The sequence below is a fragment of the Microbacterium sp. APC 3901 genome, from assembly GCF_030407765.1.
GTDB lineage: Bacteria > Actinomycetota > Actinomycetes > Actinomycetales > Microbacteriaceae > Microbacterium.
Window position 1 is genome coordinate 24,666 of the sequence record NZ_JASDCU010000015.1, and the last position, 16,474, is coordinate 41,139.

Annotated in this window: 18 protein-coding genes; 12 read left to right on the forward strand and 6 right to left on the reverse strand. The window is 69.0% G+C overall.

Annotation, left to right across the window (positions count from 1 at the left end):
* The first annotated feature begins 6 nt into the window (after window positions 1-6).
* A complete protein-coding gene (locus tag QMA07_RS14020) occupies window positions 7-1,317 on the forward strand; it encodes a cellulase-like family protein (RefSeq protein ID WP_290162886.1) in 1,311 nt (436 codons plus the stop codon).
* Window positions 1,318-1,499: 182 nt separating this feature from the next.
* Here QMA07_RS14020 and QMA07_RS14025 read toward each other — a convergent pair whose 3' ends face one another.
* From QMA07_RS14025 to otnK, 3 genes are read right to left on the reverse strand one after another with little or no spacing between them, the layout of a single operon-like run.
* Window positions 1,500-2,306, reverse strand: coding sequence for a DeoR/GlpR family DNA-binding transcription regulator (locus QMA07_RS14025; RefSeq protein WP_290162888.1), 807 nt, complete (start codon window positions 2,304-2,306; stop codon window positions 1,500-1,502).
* Window positions 2,307-2,318: 12 nt separating this feature from the next.
* The gene (locus QMA07_RS14030) at window positions 2,319-2,975 is read right to left on the reverse strand and encodes a class II aldolase/adducin family protein (RefSeq protein ID WP_290162890.1); all 657 of its coding nucleotides are present in this window, start codon (window positions 2,973-2,975) and stop codon (window positions 2,319-2,321) included.
* Window positions 2,959-4,206 (reverse strand): 3-oxo-tetronate kinase, encoded by a 1,248-nt coding sequence (gene otnK / locus QMA07_RS14035; protein WP_290162892.1) that lies wholly within the window; start codon window positions 4,204-4,206, stop codon window positions 2,959-2,961. The genes QMA07_RS14030 and otnK overlap by 17 nt, the downstream gene beginning before the upstream one ends.
* 164 nt (window positions 4,207-4,370) lie before the next feature.
* Between otnK and QMA07_RS14040 the strand changes: the two genes are divergently transcribed.
* The 5 genes from QMA07_RS14040 to QMA07_RS14060 are packed head-to-tail and all read left to right on the forward strand — an operon-like array spanning window position 4,371 to window position 10,229.
* The gene (locus tag QMA07_RS14040) at window positions 4,371-5,669 is read left to right on the forward strand and encodes a homoserine dehydrogenase (RefSeq protein WP_290162894.1); all 1,299 of its coding nucleotides are present in this window, start codon (window positions 4,371-4,373) and stop codon (window positions 5,667-5,669) included.
* Entirely contained in the window at window positions 5,666-6,664 is a 999-nt protein-coding gene (locus tag QMA07_RS14045) for an amidohydrolase family protein (RefSeq protein ID WP_290162896.1), read from the forward strand. Before QMA07_RS14040 ends, QMA07_RS14045 begins: the two co-directional genes overlap by 4 nt.
* A complete protein-coding gene (locus QMA07_RS14050) occupies window positions 6,664-7,959 on the forward strand; it encodes an MFS transporter (protein WP_290162898.1) in 1,296 nt (431 codons plus the stop codon). The genes QMA07_RS14045 and QMA07_RS14050 overlap by 1 nt, the downstream gene beginning before the upstream one ends.
* Window positions 7,952-8,884, forward strand: coding sequence for an amidohydrolase family protein (locus tag QMA07_RS14055; RefSeq protein ID WP_290162900.1), 933 nt, complete (start codon window positions 7,952-7,954; stop codon window positions 8,882-8,884). The genes QMA07_RS14050 and QMA07_RS14055 overlap by 8 nt, the downstream gene beginning before the upstream one ends.
* Window positions 8,885-8,921: 37 nt before the next feature.
* Window positions 8,922-10,229 carry an MFS transporter gene (locus QMA07_RS14060; protein WP_290162902.1) on the forward strand — a complete coding sequence of 436 codons (1,308 nt, stop codon included), beginning with the start codon at window positions 8,922-8,924 and terminating at the stop codon, window positions 10,227-10,229.
* An 82-nt stretch (window positions 10,230-10,311) separates the two neighbouring features.
* On the opposite strand, the gene QMA07_RS14065 is transcribed toward QMA07_RS14060, so the two are convergent.
* The 3 genes from QMA07_RS14065 to hxlB form a co-directional block, all read right to left on the reverse strand.
* Window positions 10,312-10,632, reverse strand: coding sequence for a hypothetical protein (locus tag QMA07_RS14065; protein WP_290162904.1), 321 nt, complete (start codon window positions 10,630-10,632; stop codon window positions 10,312-10,314).
* A gap of 242 nt (window positions 10,633-10,874) precedes the next feature.
* Window positions 10,875-11,498 (reverse strand): 3-hexulose-6-phosphate synthase, encoded by a 624-nt coding sequence (gene hxlA, locus QMA07_RS14070; protein WP_290162907.1) that lies wholly within the window; start codon window positions 11,496-11,498, stop codon window positions 10,875-10,877.
* A 46-nt stretch (window positions 11,499-11,544) separates the two neighbouring features.
* Window positions 11,545-12,126 carry a 6-phospho-3-hexuloisomerase gene (hxlB, locus tag QMA07_RS14075; RefSeq protein ID WP_290162908.1) on the reverse strand — a complete coding sequence of 194 codons (582 nt, stop codon included), beginning with the start codon at window positions 12,124-12,126 and terminating at the stop codon, window positions 11,545-11,547.
* A gap of 93 nt (window positions 12,127-12,219) precedes the next feature.
* Here hxlB and QMA07_RS14080 point away from each other — a divergent pair, with 93 nt between their 5' ends.
* From QMA07_RS14080 to QMA07_RS14105, 6 genes are all read left to right on the forward strand, one after another.
* Complete coding sequence (locus tag QMA07_RS14080) at window positions 12,220-13,047, forward strand: LuxR C-terminal-related transcriptional regulator (RefSeq protein WP_290162910.1); 828 nt, start codon at window positions 12,220-12,222, stop codon at window positions 13,045-13,047.
* Between the two features lie 104 nt (window positions 13,048-13,151).
* Window positions 13,152-13,463, forward strand: a complete 312-nt coding sequence (locus tag QMA07_RS14085; protein WP_290162912.1) for a DUF2277 domain-containing protein — start codon at window positions 13,152-13,154, stop codon at window positions 13,461-13,463.
* Window positions 13,464-13,578: 115 nt separating this feature from the next.
* Entirely contained in the window at window positions 13,579-14,406 is an 828-nt protein-coding gene (locus QMA07_RS14090) for a DUF4397 domain-containing protein (RefSeq protein WP_290162913.1), read from the forward strand.
* A gap of 230 nt (window positions 14,407-14,636) precedes the next feature.
* Complete coding sequence (locus tag QMA07_RS14095) at window positions 14,637-15,071, forward strand: class F sortase (protein ID WP_290162915.1); 435 nt, start codon at window positions 14,637-14,639, stop codon at window positions 15,069-15,071.
* A gap of 33 nt (window positions 15,072-15,104) precedes the next feature.
* The gene (locus tag QMA07_RS14100; protein WP_140038378.1) at window positions 15,105-15,665 is read left to right on the forward strand and encodes a sigma-70 family RNA polymerase sigma factor; all 561 of its coding nucleotides are present in this window, start codon (window positions 15,105-15,107) and stop codon (window positions 15,663-15,665) included.
* Window positions 15,649-16,467, forward strand: a complete 819-nt coding sequence (locus QMA07_RS14105) for an anti-sigma factor (RefSeq protein ID WP_290162917.1) — start codon at window positions 15,649-15,651, stop codon at window positions 16,465-16,467. Before QMA07_RS14100 ends, QMA07_RS14105 begins: the two co-directional genes overlap by 17 nt.
* Window positions 16,468-16,474 lie beyond the last annotated feature (7 nt).

Here is a 16,474-nt window from a genome sequence, read left to right on the forward strand (position 1 = left end):
AGCGCGATGACCGAACGCTATCTGGGCACCGGACACGATTCGGATGTCGGGCGCCCGGTGCCGCTCGGAGTGCCCGCGCATCTGCCCGCACGGCTGTCGATCACGCTCTGGGACTTCTCCTGGTACACGCGGGCCGGGGAGGGTGAGCCCTACGACGACCTCGATCGTGCCTGCGCCGATGCTGCGGATCTGGGCTACAACTGCATCCGGATCTGCGCCGCCCCGCTGCTGCTCTTCGGCCACCCCGAGTTGTCGGGACTCGCGCGGGACCTCGAGATCGAGGGTCTCGGCGCAGCTCCCGACGGCGGGTACTACGGCCGGGGCACGCGCTGGTACGACGTGCCCGGCGGATACCGGATCGACGTGCTCGCGCGCCTGCATCAGCTGCTCGAGGCGGCGAAGCGCCACGGACTCGTCGTCATACTCGCCAGTTGGGAATATCAGCAGTCGACGAGCTTCGCCCGGTCGTCGAGATGGTTCGAGGCGATCGACGCCGTGCCTCTCGCCGAGCGGTACGACCACCTGGCCGCCGCATGGGGCCGGCTCGTCGACTGGGTGACGGAGCTCGGACTCCGCTCGCAGATCGCGATGGTCGAGTTGCACAACGAGGTGGACTTCTCGATCCTCCCGGCGCTCGCCGGGTCGGGGGAGCGCGCGCTGCGGGCTCTGCGCCGCAGGCACCCTGATCTCCTGATCACCGCGAGCTACGGCAAGCCACCGCATCTGGCGATGCACCAGGTGTCGGATGCCCTCGGCGCCGCGCAGTTCCACGTCTACAGCTACGGCGTGCTCGATGCGTTGCAGCAGCGCATCGACATCCGCTCCGAGCAGTCGGAGGGGTTCCCGAACGCGATGCTGCGGTCGCTGCTGGTCGACGATGCGCCCACGTTTGCCGAGTACGGCCGGCCCGCCGAGTGGAAGCTGCGCGCCACGGTCGTCACCGACCAGATGATCTACGGCTACGACTGGGTGGATCCGGGGCTGTGGGACGCGTGGCTCGACGAGCATTCCGGGCCGTATCGCCTGATGATGCGTCGAGAGATCGAGTCGCGGGTCGCGGCGGTCGCGGCCTGGGCGCACTGGCGACAGGTGCCCGCCGTGATCGGCGAGGGCTGGCTCGGCTACACGCCCCTCAACGCCTGGTATGAGGAGAGCGAGCACGGACTCGAGTTCGCGGAATGCGGAGTGGATGCCGCGCTGCGCGACGGCGTCTGGGGAGTGGTGCTGTGCTCGAACGCGGCGCCGCATCATCCGATGTGGCAGCTGCGCGACTGGCAGCGGAGCATGAACGAGAGGGTGCTCGCGAGCGGGGCGTGACGCGCAGGCGCGGTTCTCGGGCCTGTGCCGCGACGCCAGGCTCTGCTCTCGGCGTCATGGGTCGTCGTGTGACCGCGGGCACGGCGCTGGAGTTCGTGCTCGACGGCGACCGGGTCGGGGTGTTCCTCGACAGCGCCTCGGACTGGGCGCGAGGGCGGCGGTAGCAGCCGGGCCCCGTGGCCTCAGGCCGCGCCGCCGGTACGCACGACCGAGACGCCGAGTTCTTCGATGCCGTTCGCCGTGGCGTCGCTGAGACCGGCATCCGTCACGATCAGGTCGAGATCGGTGAGGTCGAGCACGCGGTACCGGCCGAAAGTGCCGTACTTCGAGCTGCCGGCGACGAGCACCGTCTCGCTGGCGCTCTCGAGAGCCGCCGTCTTGGGCGCGATCTTCGATTCGGTCGGAGTGGTGACACCGCGGCGCAGATCCCACGATGACGACGAGAGGAAGGCGATGTCGATCGACAGCTCGCGCAGGGTGAGGGCGGCGAGCCGACCGGTGGTCGATTGGTTGGCCTTCTCGACCCGCCCGCCGATCGCGATGATGTCGGCCGTGGGGTGATCGAGGAACGCCGCGATGATCGCCAGGTCGTTCGTCACGACGGTGAGATCCTGGATGCCCTCAAGGTGCGGGCGCATCGCCTGGATTGTCGTGCCCGCGTCGAGGTAGATCGTCATCGACTCGGTGACGAGGGACGCCGCGTGGCGGGCCATCCCGTCTTTCTCGGCGACGTCCTGGCGAGCCTTCTCGAAGCGCGAGGGCTCTGCGACCAGGCGCGAGGCGATCTTGGCGCCCCCTGGTGTGGCCAGCACGCGACCCGCCTCTTCGAGTACCGAGATATCGCGCCGGATCGTCATGTGACTCACGCCGAGCAGGTCTGTGAGCTGGCGATAGCTCAGCACCCCTTCGCGGCGGAGGTGCTTGACGATCAGCTCGCGACGCTGCTCGGGAATGAGCGGCGTCGATGCGGCAGAGGCGGGCTTCGTCATGTCGTGGTCAGCCTAGCGAACGAGGGCGGCGCTCTCGGTCCAGGGAGTGCCCCACCGCGCGGCCAGCGCGGCGACGTCCTCAGCGGGCAGCAGGCGCCGGGGCTTGCCGTCGGTGAGCAGGGTGATGCGGCACGCCTCTTCGAGCTCGATCGCGGCCTCCATCGCGGCATCCAGACCGGGCGCCGAGACGATCTGACCGTGGTTGGCGAGCAGTGCGCCGTGGAACGGATGCGGCAGCGCGAGCAGCTGTGCGGCGAGGTCGGGGTCTCCGGGCACGCGGAACGGGACCAGCGGGCTCTGCCCGACACGCATGACGAAGTACGGAGTGAGGGGCGGGATCGCGCTCGTGTCCGACCAGGGCTCGAGGCAGCTCGCCGCGACCGCGAACGGCGAGTGCAGATGCACGACCGCCGCGTGGGCGGCGTTCTTCTCGTAGAAGGCCAGGTGCAGGGCGAGTTCCTTCGAGGGCTTCGCGCCGCGTATGAACGCGCCGTCGCGCGTGAGGACCGCGATGTCCTCTTCCGACAGTCGGCTGAGATCGGTGCCCGTGCCCGTCATGTAGACCAGGTCGTCGGCGAGGATGCTGACGTTGCCGCTGCTTCCGGGGCTGATCCCCGCTGCCGCTACGCGGGCGCCCGCGGCGATCAGGTGGTCAATCGGTGAGGTCATCGAGCGCCCTCCAGGCGGTGGTGAACATGTCCTCGGAGCCGAAGTTCCCGGACTTGAGTGCGATGGTGAGCGGGCCGTGCGCCGTATCGGCGCCGCTCCAGCAGACGCCGGGCGCGATGCGAGGGCCGATGTGCAGGCGCTGGACGCCGAGGTGCTGGACGACCGCGCCCGAGGTCTCGCCGCCCGCGACGACCACCTGGGTGACGCCGAGGCTCTCGACGGCGCGGGAGACGATCTCCGAGAGCACTTCCTCGATGTGGCCCGCGACGGTGTGGCCTTCGGGCCCGCGGCGGATGTCGTCGAGCGAGCCGACCGAGTAGACGATCGGGATCTCGCCGGTGGCCAGGCTCTGCAGCCACGACACCGTCTCGGCGACGACACTGTCGGGGTCTGTCGCGACGGCTTCGATGTCGAGCTTGCGGGTGGGCAGGGTCTCGGAGGCATGGGCGATCTGCGCGCGGGTCTTCGCCGAGGCGCTCCCGCATACGATCAGGCGCCGTCCTGGCACCGGCTCGATCTGCGAGAGCATGCCGGGTCGTGGGCCGGTCATCCCGAGAGCCAGGCCCGCTCCTCCGCTCACCACGCGCCAGTCGGAGACGGCCGTGGCGATGGTCTCCAGGTCGGCGTCGGTGATCGCGTCGACGACGATGTAACCGGCGGGCGACGAGGCCAGGGCGCCGCGCAGCGCGGTCGAGCCAGCCCAGACGGTCGGGGCTGCGACCTCGTGGATCTCGCGGCCGGTCTGCGGGGTGAGGATGTCGCGCAGCCGCGACTGCGTCATCGGGGTGAGCGGGTGGTGGCGCATGGGGGAGTGCTCGAGCAGCTCCTCGCCTACGAACAGGTGACCGCGATAGACAGTGCGACCGTTGTCAGGGAAGGACGGCACGACGACGGTGCGCTGTTCGCCGAGCTCGTCCAGCACGGCGTCGAGGATCGGACCGATGTTGCCCTCGGGCGTGGAGTCGAAGGTCGAGCAGTATTTGACATAGAACTGCCGCGCATCGACCGCTTCGAGGGCCGCGACGGCGCGCGCGGTCTGCGCGACGGCAGTGGCGACCGGAGCGGTGCGGGTCTTGAGGGCGACGACGACGGCATCCGCATCGCCCAGCTCCTGCGGGTCGAGAGGGGCGTTCTCGATCGACACCACGGCGCGGAAGCCGCGCTCGCGCAGCGCGATGGCGAGATCCGTCGCGCCGGTGAAGTCGTCTGCGACTGCGCCGATTTCGATCACGCGTCCTCCTCGGGTAGGTGATCACCATTTGACCACGTGTGAATCCATGTGAACAAATTTGATAATTCTGTACGACTGTGGAAAAGTGATCGACGCCCACGGGAGAACCCGCTCCCCGGGCATCGCACGACCGCACGGAACGTCCCGTGCAGAGGGGACCACCGATGACCCGCACTCCCGTTCGCGTCGCTCTCACCGGCGCACGCGGAGGCTTCGGCCGCACCTTCCTCGCCCAGCTCCGGTCGATCGACCGCATGACGGCGACGCAGCTCATCGACCCCGACGTCGACGGGGTGCGCACCCTCATCGCCGATCTCGGCGGTCTTCCCGACGCCGAACCGATCCCCGGTCATGACGACGTCCGCTGGGACGAGATCGACGTGCTCGTCGAGGCTTCCGGCCGCGTCGAGGCCGGCTATCGGTATGCCGCAGAGGCGATCAGCCGCGGCATCCACGTCGTGATGGTCAGCAAGGAGATCGAGAGCGTCGCGGGCGTCTCGCTCGCGAAGGCCGCGCGAGAACGCGGTGTCGGCTACCTCCCCGGAGACGGTGACCAGCCCGCCAACCTGCTGCGCCTGCTCGACTGGGTCGAGAAGGTCGGGCTGCACGTGGTCGCCCTCGGCAAGTCCGGCGAGTACGACCTGGTGTTCGACCCCGCCACCGGCATCCTCGACCAGCAGGGCGAGCGGATCGACGCCTCGGGTCTCGGCGATCACCTGTTCCTTGCGGGCGACATCCACGAGACCCTCGCCGTGCGCGCCGCCATCGTCGCCCCGCTCAAGCGCGCTGCGGCTGCAGACTCGTGCGAGATGGCCGTCGTCTCGCTCTACTCCGGCGCCACCGCAGATACCGAGCGCATGCACTACCCGGTCGCGCGCCCCAGTGAGCTCGCCGACATCTACGCCCGCCGCTCCGACGGCGGTCTGATCGACACCGACCGCGCGGTCGACGTATTCTCGGCCCTGCGTCTGCCCGGTGAGACGAGCTTCGCCGGTGGCGTCTTCACGATCGTCACCACCGGAGACGACGAGGTCTGGGAGCTGCTCGCGGGCAAGGGGCACATCGTCTCGCGCTCGGGCGACTATGCCTGCATCTATTGGCCGTACCACTTCATGGGCGTCGAGACGCCGCTCACGATCGACGCCGTCGCCTCCGGCGCGACGCCGTTCGCCGAGCCGCGCCACCACACCGTGCTCGCCGCTCGCGCCTCCGAGCCGCTCGCGGCCGGTACGACGTTCGAGGTGCGGGGCCACCACCACGAGATCGACGGCGTGCGTCCCGTGATCATCGACCGCGCCGACGCCCTCAGTGACACCGACGATGCGCTCGCGGCCGCCTACTACCTGCTCTCCGGCGCGCGACTCGTGCGCGAGGTCGCCGAGGGCGAGCTCATCCGCATCTCCGATCTCGAGGGAGTCGCGGATGACGTGCGCGCCGCGTTCGTGGAGGGTGTGCGGCTGTGACCGTCGAGGCTGCTCGCCGCATCCGTGAGGCGCGTCTACCCGAGGGGTACGAGCTGCGGATCGTCGACGGGCATCACCACTTCTGGGATCTCGACGGCGATGGGCACTGGCCGTGGCTCCAGGAAGAGTACAACGAGGACTTCTTCCTCGGCGACTACAACGCGATGCGCCGCACCTTCCTGCCGCGTGAGTACCTCGCCGAGACCGCGGGCTGGAACATCGTCGGCACCGTGCATTGCGAGGCCGAGCGCAGCCGCAGCGAGCAGGTCGAGGAGGATGACTTCCTGCAGACGCTCAGCGACGCGACCGCCGGACGGTTCCCGCTCGCCGCCGTCGCGCACGTCGGATTCCTGCAGGCCGACCGCGACGAGGTGCTGGCCGCTCACGCACAGCGCTCGATCGTCCGCGGCATCCGCTCGAAGCCCGTGATCGCCGCTCGCGCCGACGAGCGTGCGACCGGTGAGGGCACGCTCCACGACCCGGAGTGGGTCGAGGGGATCGCCGCCCTTGCGGCGCACGGATTCTCGTGGGATCTGCGGGTTCCCTTCTACCACCTGGCCGAGGCGGCCGATGTGCTGGCCGACTTCGCCGATCTCCCCGTCGTCGTGAACCACTGCGGCCTGCCGCTCGATCGCTCCGCCGAGGGACTGCGTGTGTGGCGCGACGGCATGGAGCGCCTCGCCGCGCTGCCCGGCACCGCCGTCAAGGTGTCGGAGCTCGGCTTGTACCGCAACCGCTGGGATCGCCTGTCGAACGAGGTCGTCGTCAGAGACACCCTCTCGATCTTCGGCGCCGACCGCGCGCTTTTCGCCTCGAACCTGCCGGTCGCGACGCTCACCGCCCCCGACTTCGACGAGGTCATGGACACGATCCTCGCCGGTGCCGCGGGCCTCGACTCCGCGGGCCTCGATGCGCTGTTCCACGGCACCGCCGCGCGGGTCTACCGCCTCGATCTCTCTTCCCTTCCCTCCGACTCGCTCTCCAAGGACCACTGATGACCACCGTCGACCGGGGCACCGCCGCCCGCACCGCACGTCCCACGAAAATCCGCTGGTGGGTCATCGTCGTGCTGTTCGTCTTCTACACGATCAACTGCATCGACCGGGCCTCGCTCTCGGTCGCCCTGCCCACCATCAGCGCCGAGTTCCTGCTCGAACCCGCCGTGCAGGGCCTCATCCTCTCGGCGTTCTTCTGGACGTACTGCCTCTTCCAGATCCCCGGCGGCGCGGCCGCCGACAGGTTCGGACCGCGCAGGGTGATCGGCATCGCCGCCGTCATCTGGGGATCGTTCACCGCGCTGGCAGGGCTCGCGGTCAACGCGGTCATGCTCGTACTCAGCCGTCTCGGTCTCGGTGCCTTCGAGGCCCCGTACATGCCGTCGGCCAACAAGCTCGTCACCCGCTGGCTGCCGGCGAAGCACCGCGCCACCGGTGTCACCCTCATCGACTCCGGTGCACCGCTCGGGTCGGCCTTCGGCGCTCTCGTCGTCACCGGTCTGATCACGGCGACGGGGTCGTGGCGCTGGTCGTTCATCATCATCGGTCTCGCCACGGTCGTGATCGGCATCGGCGTCGCCCTGTTCATTCGCAACCACCCCTCGGAGCATCCGCTCGTCAACCGCGCCGAGGAGGAGCTGATCCGCTCCGGCGGCGTCGAGGAGCGTGTGGGCGAGGAACCGCCGGGCATGAGCCGGGCGACCGTCTTCTGGATGGTCGTCGGCCGCATCGGCTGGGCCATGGTCTTCTGGGGCTTGGTCACCTGGGGCCCGACATACCTCTCGCAGGCTCGAGGCCTCGACCTCGCGGCAATGGGATTCGCGACCTTCCTCATCTTCCTGTGCGGAGCCTTCGGCGAGATCCTCAGCGGCATCCTCGCCGACACCCTGCAGAAGCGCATGTCTCCCAACCGCGCCTTCAAGCTGCTGTTCGGCGGATCCGGCGCCCTCAGCCTGCTCGCACTCGCCGCGCTGCCGTTCGTGAGCGATGCGGCGACAGCGGTGACCCTGCTCTGCATCGGAGTCTTCTTCAACCTGTTCGGTGGCCTGTACTGGACGATCCCCGGTCGTCTGGCCAAGCCCGAGCGCGTCGGCATCGTCGGTGGCGTGATGAACTTCGCCGGCACCTCGGCGGGCATCGTCGTGCCGATCGTCGCGGGCCTCCTGGTGCAGTTCACCGGCGGCTACACCGCCGTGCTCGTCTACCTCGCGGTCTGCGCCGCGATCTATCTCGTCGGCTCGCTCTCGATCGACTTCGAGGGGCGCGGAGTGCGCAAGGCGGCCGTGCATGCCTGACCTCTACGGCGGGCCGATCATCGACTCGCATCACCACGTGTGGGATCTCGGCCTCGGCCGGCACCCGTGGCTGGCCGCGGGTGCGAGCGTCGCCCATCGCTACGGCGACTACGAGCCCATCAAGCGCGACTACCTACCGGCCGACTATCTGCGCGACATCGCGGGGACGGGCGTCGTCGCCTCGGTGTACATGGAGGCCGAGTGGACGCCGGGTGACGGCATGACTGAGGTGCGCACCGTCGAGCGGTATCGCGAGGAGTCGGGCGTACCAGGGTCGATGGTCGCGCAGGCCTGGCTCGACGCTCCGGATGTCGCCGATCGCCTGTCCGAGCTGGCAGCCGTGTCCGCCGTGAAGAGCGTTCGGCACAAGCCCGGTGGGGCGACGTCGCGCGCTGACGTCGAGGCGGGCGTGCGCTCGCTGCTGAGTGACGACTCCTGGCGTGCGGGCTATGCGCTCCTCGCCGAGCACGGTCTGCACTTCGACCTGCAGACGCCGTGGTGGAACCTCGACGAGGCGCACCGTCTCGCCGCCGACTTCCCCGGGACGACGATCGTGATCGATCACGCGGGCGTGCTCGCGTCTCGCGACGACGAGACGGTCGCCGCCTGGCGCGCCGCCCTCGAGCGGGTCGCCGAGGCACCCAACGTCGTGATCAAGGCGTCGGGGCTCTGCGTCGCCGGGACGCCATGGACCGTCGAAGCCAACCGCGCTCCGATCGAGGACCTCGTGCGAGTCTTCGGTGCCGAGCGCGTCATGTTCGGCAGCAACTTCCCCGTCGACGGCATGTTCATCGACTTCCGCGGCCTGGTCGACGGCTACCGCGAGATCCTCTCCGCCTTCGATTCCGACGAGCAGCGTGCGGTGTTCCACGACACGGCCCAGCGCGTGTACGACCCCAGGGCTCTCGCCGACCCGATCTCCTGACACAGACCCGATCCCGGACCAACGACCAAGGACCCCCATGAACGTCAACGACGACAAGCTCTTCCGCAAGGTGATGCTGCGCGTGCTCCCGCTCGCGATGCTCGGCTTCTTCCTCTCGTACCTCGACCGCGTGAACATCGGATACGCGCAGGCGACCATGAGTGCCGACCTCGGCTTCTCGAACGTCGTCTACGGCCTCGGTGCCGGGCTGTTCTTCATCGGATACTTCATCTTCGAGATCCCCTCGAACCTCATTCTCGCCAAGGTCGGCGCGCGTCGCTGGATCGCGCGCATCATGATCACCTGGGGCCTCATCTCGGGTCTCATGTTCATCGTCGACAGTGAGTGGATGTTCTACCTGCTGCGCTTCCTGCTGGGTGTCGCCGAGGCGGGGTTCATCCCCGGCATCCTCTTCTACATGGCGCACTGGTTCCCGGCCAGCCGGCGCGGCCGCGCCTGGGGCATCTTCTACATCGCCCTCGCATCGTCCGGCCTGATCGGCGGACCGGTCTCCGGGTTCATCCTCAGCGGTATGGACGGCGTCTGGGGCCACGCCGGATGGCAGTGGCTGTTCGTCATCGAGGCGATCCCGACCGTGCTGCTCGGCATCGTCATCCTGTTCTGCCTGCAGGAGGACTACCGCACCGTGACCTGGCTCACCGAACCCGAGCGCGATCGTCTCGGCGCCCTGCTCGCGGCCGAGCGCGTCGACGAGGCCGAGACCCCGCTGCGCAAGGTCTTCACGAGCAAGCTGATCTGGCTGCTCACCGCCGTCTACTTCTCATACAACTTCGCGCTCTACGGCATCAGTTTCTGGCTGCCGACTCTGATCGGCGACCTCGGCATCACCGACACCGTGCAGGTCGGTTTCCTCAGCGCCCTGCCGAGCCTCGCCGCGATCGTGTCGATGGTGACGTTCGGGTTCCTGTCGGACCGTGCGGGCGAGCGACGCAAGTTCATCGCCGCGGCATTCCTGCTCAGCGCCACCGGATTCGCGATCTGCATTATCGCGGGCACCGATCCGGTCTGGGGCATCATCGGACTCTGCCTGGCGAACGCCGGAGCTCTGTCGATACCCGCGATCTTCTGGAGCTTCCAGACGTCGATGCTCGCCGGAACCGCGCTCGCCGGAGGCATCGCGCTGATCAACTCGACCGGAAACCTCGCCGGTTTCGCGGCGCCGTACCTGATCGGCTTCGTGAAGGACACCACCGGAGTCGCGACGATCGCACTGTACATCACGGGCGCCATCATGATCATCGGTGCGATCCTCACCATGAGCGTGCGGCAGCATCGCGCGGTCAACAAGGCGGCGGATCTCCCCTCGGAGCTCGTCTCGAAGTAGTCCCCAGCTGCTCTCCCCCGGGACCGGTGAAGCCCCCGCACGCGACTGCGTGCGGGGGCTTCGTCGTGCGGTCGGGTGCAGGTCAGCGCCGGATCGGCAGCCCCAGCCGAACACCCGCGAGCTCTTCGAGCTGGTCCCACACGTCCTCAGCGAGCTCGGCAGAAGGCGTGCGAGTGCGGGCGAGGGGCTCGACCCGCACGGGCCGTCCGCGCAGTCGCCCGGCAGGAGAGTAGTACTCACCGCCCTGCGCTGCGGGATCCGTGAGCGCGCGGACCGCCGCCCAGGCGGCGGTGTCCTTGCCCTGCGTCCAGGGTGTGTAGGGATTGCGCTGGTACGGCGTCGACGCATCGCGGATGCCGGCTCGCTCGGGGGTCTTGGCGCCGACGCCCACTCGGGGCCGCACGACGAGTGAGGCGACCGGAAGGGCCGCGCCCCGCAGGCGGCGATCGAGTTCGAAGGCGAACTGGTGACGGCGAGGGTGGTCTGACGGCCTCTACCGTCTGCGACCGCCGCGGTTCGAGGACGCCCGGGGGATGAGCGTGGGCAGGATGCGTCGGATCTCGTTCCGCGCGGGGTCTCCGAGCAAGGACTCGGATCAGAGGGGCCGACCGGCATCACCGGTCGGCCCGTCCCGTCTGTCGTTCGTCAGCTGATCGCGGCGCGCAGCGCGGCCGCGGCGTCACCGACGTTGTCGGCGCTGTAGATCGCGCTGCCGGCGACGGCGACCTGCGCGCCGGACGCCTGCACTGCGGCGATGCTCGACGCGTTCACGCCACCGGCCACTGAGAACGCGACGCCGGACGCGGTGCCGTCGGTGAGCAGGCTGTCGAGCGAGTAGCCGTCCTGAGCCTGCTCGTCGAGACCGGCGTGCATCTCGACGAACTCTGCGCCGAGGCCGATGACCTGCTGGGCGCGGGCGGGCTTGTCGGCCACGCCGATCAGGTCGACGACGATGCCCTTGCCGTGCTTCTTCGCCGCCTTCACTGCGCCCGTGATCGTGCTGTCGTCGGCCACTCCCAGCACTGTCACGAGATCCGCTCCGGCGCCGAAGGCGATGTCGGCCTCGAGCTCCCCGGCATCCATGGTCTTGAGATCGGCGAAGATCACCTTGTCGGGGTGGGATTCTTTGAGGGCGGTGATCGCCGAGAGGCCCTCGCTCTTGATCAGCGGGGTGCCGAGCTCGAGGATGTCGACGTGCGCGGCCGCGGCGGCGGCCAGCTCCAGGGCCTTCTCGGTGCTGAGAGTGTCGATGGCGAACTGCAGTTTCATGGGTGTTCCGTTCGTTCTGCGGGGTGGATGGTGGGGCGGCAGCCGCTCATTCGAGGTTCGCGTGACGGGGCCACAGATCGTCGGCGCTGGTGCCCTCGCGCTGCCAGAGTGCGTGGAAGATCCCGTCGCCGATGACGACGACCGCCTGCTCGAACAGGCTCCCCGCGTACTGCTGCGAGGCATCGGCCGAGCGGTCGAGCTTCTGGGCGGCAGGCACCCGCACGACGACGTCAGCGAGCTCGGACAGCGGCGAGGTCTCGGCAGTGGTGATGGCGCCGATGCGCGCGCCGATCGCCGATGCGCGCTCCGCGGCGCGGACGATCGACTCGGTCGTCCCTGAACCGCTCGCGGTGAGCAGCAGGTCGCCGGCCGCGATCGCCGGGGTGGTGGTGTCGCCCACGACGTGCACGTCGAGCCCGAGGTGCATGAGGCGCATCGCTGTCATTCGCAGCGCGAGGCCTGAGCGTCCGGCTCCGAGCACGAAGACGCGGCGGGAATCGTCGACGAGATCTGCCAGATCGATGAGCTGATGCGCGTTCGCGACGCTGGTGCGCTCTGCGACGCGCAGCAGTTCGTTCGCGATGAGCGAGATGGCGGCGCCGGGCGACATGGTGGCGGTGAGGGGCATGAGTCCACACTTGCGGGCTTCTGCCCGCGGGGCGCTCCTGCCTCGGGACCGTTCCACCTATCCGAAAGGATGGGGCGGCTAGGGTAGGTGTCCATGAGCACTGAAGAGCATGCAGCGCAGGCGGCCTCACGTCGACTGGCCGCAGACCATGCGCTCGCTCTCGCCGAGCAGCGCGACCGCTACGCCCTCACCCTCGAATCGCTGCTTGCGACGCTGCGCTCGCAAAGGCTCGACGATCGGGCGGCTCGCACGATCGCGGTCGATGTCGCGGCCGGCGCCCTGGTCGGACTCCGAACGCTCAACGACGAGCAGGGAGCAGGACTCGAGCCGGTGACGGGCGCCTTCGAGCGTCTGCGCGGCGACCTGCGCCCGCTCGTGCGCTACAGCGAACTCGACGTGCAGTTCGTCGAGCCGCCGGCCAATGGACGGGCGCTCCCCGGGGTGATCGCACACTCGGCGCGGTCGATCGTCCGAAGCACCGTACTGGCGATCGTCGACCGCGGAGAGACGAGACGCGTGCGCATCCAATGGGATTGCGACGGACTGAACCTGCTGATCGCGATCCGCGATGACGGCCGGGGAGATCTGACGACGCATGACGATGCGCTGCGCCCGATCGCCGAGCAGGTCTCGGCACTGTCAGGCGACCTGTCGGTGGCATCGACGCCCGGATGGGGGTCGGAGGTCGGCATCCGCCTGCCTCTCGATCCGCCCGCCGAACCCGGCGAACTGCCGGATGCGATCGACGCGAGTCCCCGTGAGCGCGACGTTCTTCGTCTGGTGGCCGCGGGGCGTCGCAACCGCGAGATCGCCGAGACGCTCAACGTGAGCGAGAACACGGTCAAGTTCCACGTGTCGAACCTGCTGCGCAAGTCCGGAGTCGTGTCGCGCGTCGAACTGGCCGCCATCGCTCGTGGCTGACCACCCGGACGAGTAGGGGCGGGGCTGATCGAAAGGATGGGGCGGAGGTCGTCGTGCCGCCACAGCCTCTTGACTCCCGCGCTCAGCGATCTAGCCTGACAGTCATGTGCCGCAACATCATCCCGCTGAACAATCTCGAGCCGCCGGCGACCGACGTCGAGTGCCACGAGGCCGCCGTGCAGTTCGTGCGCAAGATCTCGGGCGCGAACGCACCGTCGCGGGCGAACCAGGATGTCTTCGACCGGGCTGTCGCCGAGATCGAGCGCTCCGTACGGCAGCTGCTCGACGGTCTCGTGACGACCGCACCTCCGAAGAACCGTGACGAGCAGCGCGAGAAGCGACAGGCGCGCTCGGCCGAGAGATACGAGGCGATCCGTGTCTTCCAGGAGGCGAAGCGCGCCGCGAGAGCAGAATGACGGGTCAGGAAGCGATCTGAGAAGAATCCTCATCCACCTGCATCCAAAACCCCGGTTCCCGGAGAACAACTCCTATGAAGGGCCGCGCAGGGCGGTCCGGGTATAGGAGGAACAGATGCGCAAGACAGTCGCCGCCGGCCTCGCCGTCGGAATGATCACCGCTCTCGGCCTGGCATTGCCGGCCAGCGCCGCCACCACCCAGTCAGCCCAGCTCTCGGTGCTGCACGCGATCCCCGACACCCCGGTCGACGTGTACGTCAACGGCGAGCTGACCCTCGACGACTTCACCCCCGGCGACCTGGCCGGTCCGCTCGAGCTGCCGGCCGGCTCATACGAGGTCGCCCTCACGGCTCCCGACGCCGCCGACGCGAGCGCTCCCATCCTCGGACCCGCGACGATCGCTCTCGACGCAGGCGCGAACTACACTGCGGTGGCGCACCTGACCGAAGCGGGCGAACCGGGCCTCAACCTCTTCACGAACGACATCTCGCAGACGGCACCCGGTCAGGGTCGACTGACGGTGCGCCACACGGCCGCAGCACCCGCGGTCGACATCCTCGCCGGCGGCTCGCCCGTGATCGAGAACCTCACGAACCCGAACGAGGCGAAGCTCGACCTTCCCGCGGGCACCGTGTCGGCCGCCGTGGCGCTCACGGGTACGACCGACCCGGTCATCGGCCCGGCTGACGTCGCGATCGAAGAGGGCGTCAACACGATCGTCTACGCCTGGGGCAGTGCCGAAGACGGCAACCTCGCGATCGCCGCGCAGACGATCTCGGGTCTGCACTCCAACCCCGACGGAGTGCCCTCGGGCACCGCGGGCTACCTCGCCCAGCAGGACGCATCGGTGACCACGCTTCTCTCGGCGGGTCTCGTCGCGCTGGCGATCTCGGCCGCCGTGGGTGCGGGCCTGATCGTCCGTCGTCGCCAGACGGTGCGCTGATGCTCCGAGGCACGCCGCGAGAGTCCGGTCTGCGCCGCGTCATCCTGACGCTCGGCGCCCTGGTCACCGCGGCGTGCCTCGTGGCATGCACACCGGGAGGGGCGGGCGCGGATCTCCCTCCTTCCACGGAGTCGCCCCCCACGACTCCACCGCCCGTCCCTCCCACTCCCACGAGAGACGTCGAGGTGCGGCCGGGTGCTCTCCCCACCCCGGTCGCGTCCGTCGCTCCCGTGAGTCTGGCCATCCCGTCGCTCGCCGTCGACATGCCGGTGACGGACGTCGGGGTGGCCGACACCGGACAGATGGAGCTGCCCGTCGACCCGGCCATCGCCGGGTGGTACAGATACGGGGCGGATGCCACGAGCACGAGTGGCCGGATTCTGATCGCAGCGCACGTCGACGCGGTCGACTATCCGATCGGACCGCTCGCTCGCCTGCGGGACGTGCCCGCAGGCGAGACCGTGCGCATCACCGCGGCCGACGGCACGAGTCGCGAGTTCGTGGTCGAGTCGCTGACCTATTACGAGAAGGCTGCGCTCCCGACTGCCGAGCTCTTCGAGCGCGGCGGGCCCTCCGCCCTGGTGCTCGTGACGTGCGGCGGCCCCTTCGACAGCCAGACGGGCCACTATCGCGATAACGTGGTGGCTGTGGCGGTCCCGCGATGAGGCGGGGTGATCACCATGGAGAGGAGACTCCGGGTGGATGAGACCACCGAAGCCGAGGCGGCGCTCGATCGCCGTTTCGTCGCGGGTGACGAGCAGGCGCTCGCGGAGCTCTACCGACGCTGGTCGCCCGTCGTCTTCACGCTTGCTCTGCGCTCGCTCGGCGACCGAGGAGATGCCGAGGATGTCACGCAGCGCACCTTCGTGTCGGCCTGGAACTCGCGCGCCGGCTACGACTCGTCGAAGGCGCGTCTGTCGACCTGGCTGATCACGATCGCCCGGCGCCGGATCGCCGACACGTTCGAGGCGCGGGCCAAGGTGCAGCAGCTGCAGGCCGAGATGGAGCGCCTCACCCCGCCGGACGCGCTCGTGTCCGAATCGATCGACCTGTCCGAGACCCTCCTGCTGTCCAGCGAGCTGCAGCAGCTCGCGCCCGATGCCCAGGCGGTCATGCGACTGGCCTTCTACGATGACCTGACCCACGAAGAGATCTCACGCAGAATGGGGATGCCGCTCGGCACCGTGAAGAGCCATATCCGCCGAAGCCTTGCCCGAATGCGCGACCGATTGGAGGTGAACCATGTCACATCTCGATGACGAGAAGATCGCCCTGATCGCGATGGGTGAACCCGCCGGCTCCGACGCTGACATGCAGCACCTCGTCGAGTGCGAGTCCTGCGCGGCAGAGGTCGCCGACATGTCCAGGGTCGCGCTGGTGGCGCGATCCAGCGTCGTCGAGGGCGACCTCGAGGCTCCGCCGGCGGACGTATGGTCGCGGATACACGGAGAGCTCAGGCTGAGCGATGCGGTCGAGGCCGATCCCGCGTCCGTGGGGGCCGAGTCAGAGTCCGAGTCGATCCCCGAGTCCGAGTCGATTCCCGAGCCCGAGCCGGTTTCCGAACCTGATGCGGTGGATGCCGAACCCCCGCGGCATCGCGCTCGCACACGCTCGCGTCGTCGCTCCTCCGCATCCGTCTGGATCCTCGCCGCGTCGATGGCGCTCGTCGTCGCGATCGGCGCCGGTGTCTGGATCGTCCGCTCGCTGACGCCGCCGTCGGCCGTGATCGCCTCGGCCGAGCTCGCGGCGTTCCCCGATCACCCCGACGCGGTCGGGCAGGCCGAGATCGACGACGACGGCGATGGCCGGCGCACGCTCACGGTGACGCTCGAAGGCGATGAGCTCGCAGACGGCGACTACCGCGAGGTGTGGCTGATCCGCGAAGACGGGCAGGCGCTGATCAGCCTCGGCGTGCTCGATGACGCATCCGGCACATTCCGTGTGCCCGACGGCGTCGACCTCGACGAGTACCGCCTGGTCGACATCTCCTTCGAGCCGGTGGACGGCGATCCGGCGCACTCGGGGGATTCGATCGTGCGGGGTGAGCTGGACTTCGCGTGAGGCGAGT

What these genes read in the sequence shown, in the direction of transcription:
- QMA07_RS14020 (WP_290162886.1), top strand. Translation starts at nt 7, where the DNA reads ATGACCGAACGCTATCTGGGCACCGGACACGATTCGGATGTCGGGCGC.
- QMA07_RS14025 (WP_290162888.1), bottom strand. Translation starts at nt 2,306, where the DNA reads ATGACGAAGCCCGCCTCTGCCGCATCGACGCCGCTCATTCCCGAGCAG.
- QMA07_RS14030 (WP_290162890.1), bottom strand. Translation starts at nt 2,975, where the DNA reads ATGACCTCACCGATTGACCACCTGATCGCCGCGGGCGCCCGCGTAGCG.
- QMA07_RS14040 (WP_290162894.1), top strand. Translation starts at nt 4,371, where the DNA reads ATGACCCGCACTCCCGTTCGCGTCGCTCTCACCGGCGCACGCGGAGGC.
- QMA07_RS14050 (WP_290162898.1), top strand. Translation starts at nt 6,664, where the DNA reads ATGACCACCGTCGACCGGGGCACCGCCGCCCGCACCGCACGTCCCACG.
- QMA07_RS14055 (WP_290162900.1), top strand. Translation starts at nt 7,952, where the DNA reads ATGCCTGACCTCTACGGCGGGCCGATCATCGACTCGCATCACCACGTG.
- QMA07_RS14060 (WP_290162902.1), top strand. Translation starts at nt 8,922, where the DNA reads ATGAACGTCAACGACGACAAGCTCTTCCGCAAGGTGATGCTGCGCGTG.
- hxlA (WP_290162907.1), bottom strand. Translation starts at nt 11,498, where the DNA reads ATGAAACTGCAGTTCGCCATCGACACTCTCAGCACCGAGAAGGCCCTG.
- hxlB (WP_290162908.1), bottom strand. Translation starts at nt 12,126, where the DNA reads ATGCCCCTCACCGCCACCATGTCGCCCGGCGCCGCCATCTCGCTCATC.
- QMA07_RS14080 (WP_290162910.1), top strand. Translation starts at nt 12,220, where the DNA reads ATGAGCACTGAAGAGCATGCAGCGCAGGCGGCCTCACGTCGACTGGCC.
- QMA07_RS14085 (WP_290162912.1), top strand. Translation starts at nt 13,152, where the DNA reads ATGTGCCGCAACATCATCCCGCTGAACAATCTCGAGCCGCCGGCGACC.
- QMA07_RS14090 (WP_290162913.1), top strand. Translation starts at nt 13,579, where the DNA reads ATGCGCAAGACAGTCGCCGCCGGCCTCGCCGTCGGAATGATCACCGCT.
- QMA07_RS14105 (WP_290162917.1), top strand. Translation starts at nt 15,649, where the DNA reads ATGTCACATCTCGATGACGAGAAGATCGCCCTGATCGCGATGGGTGAA.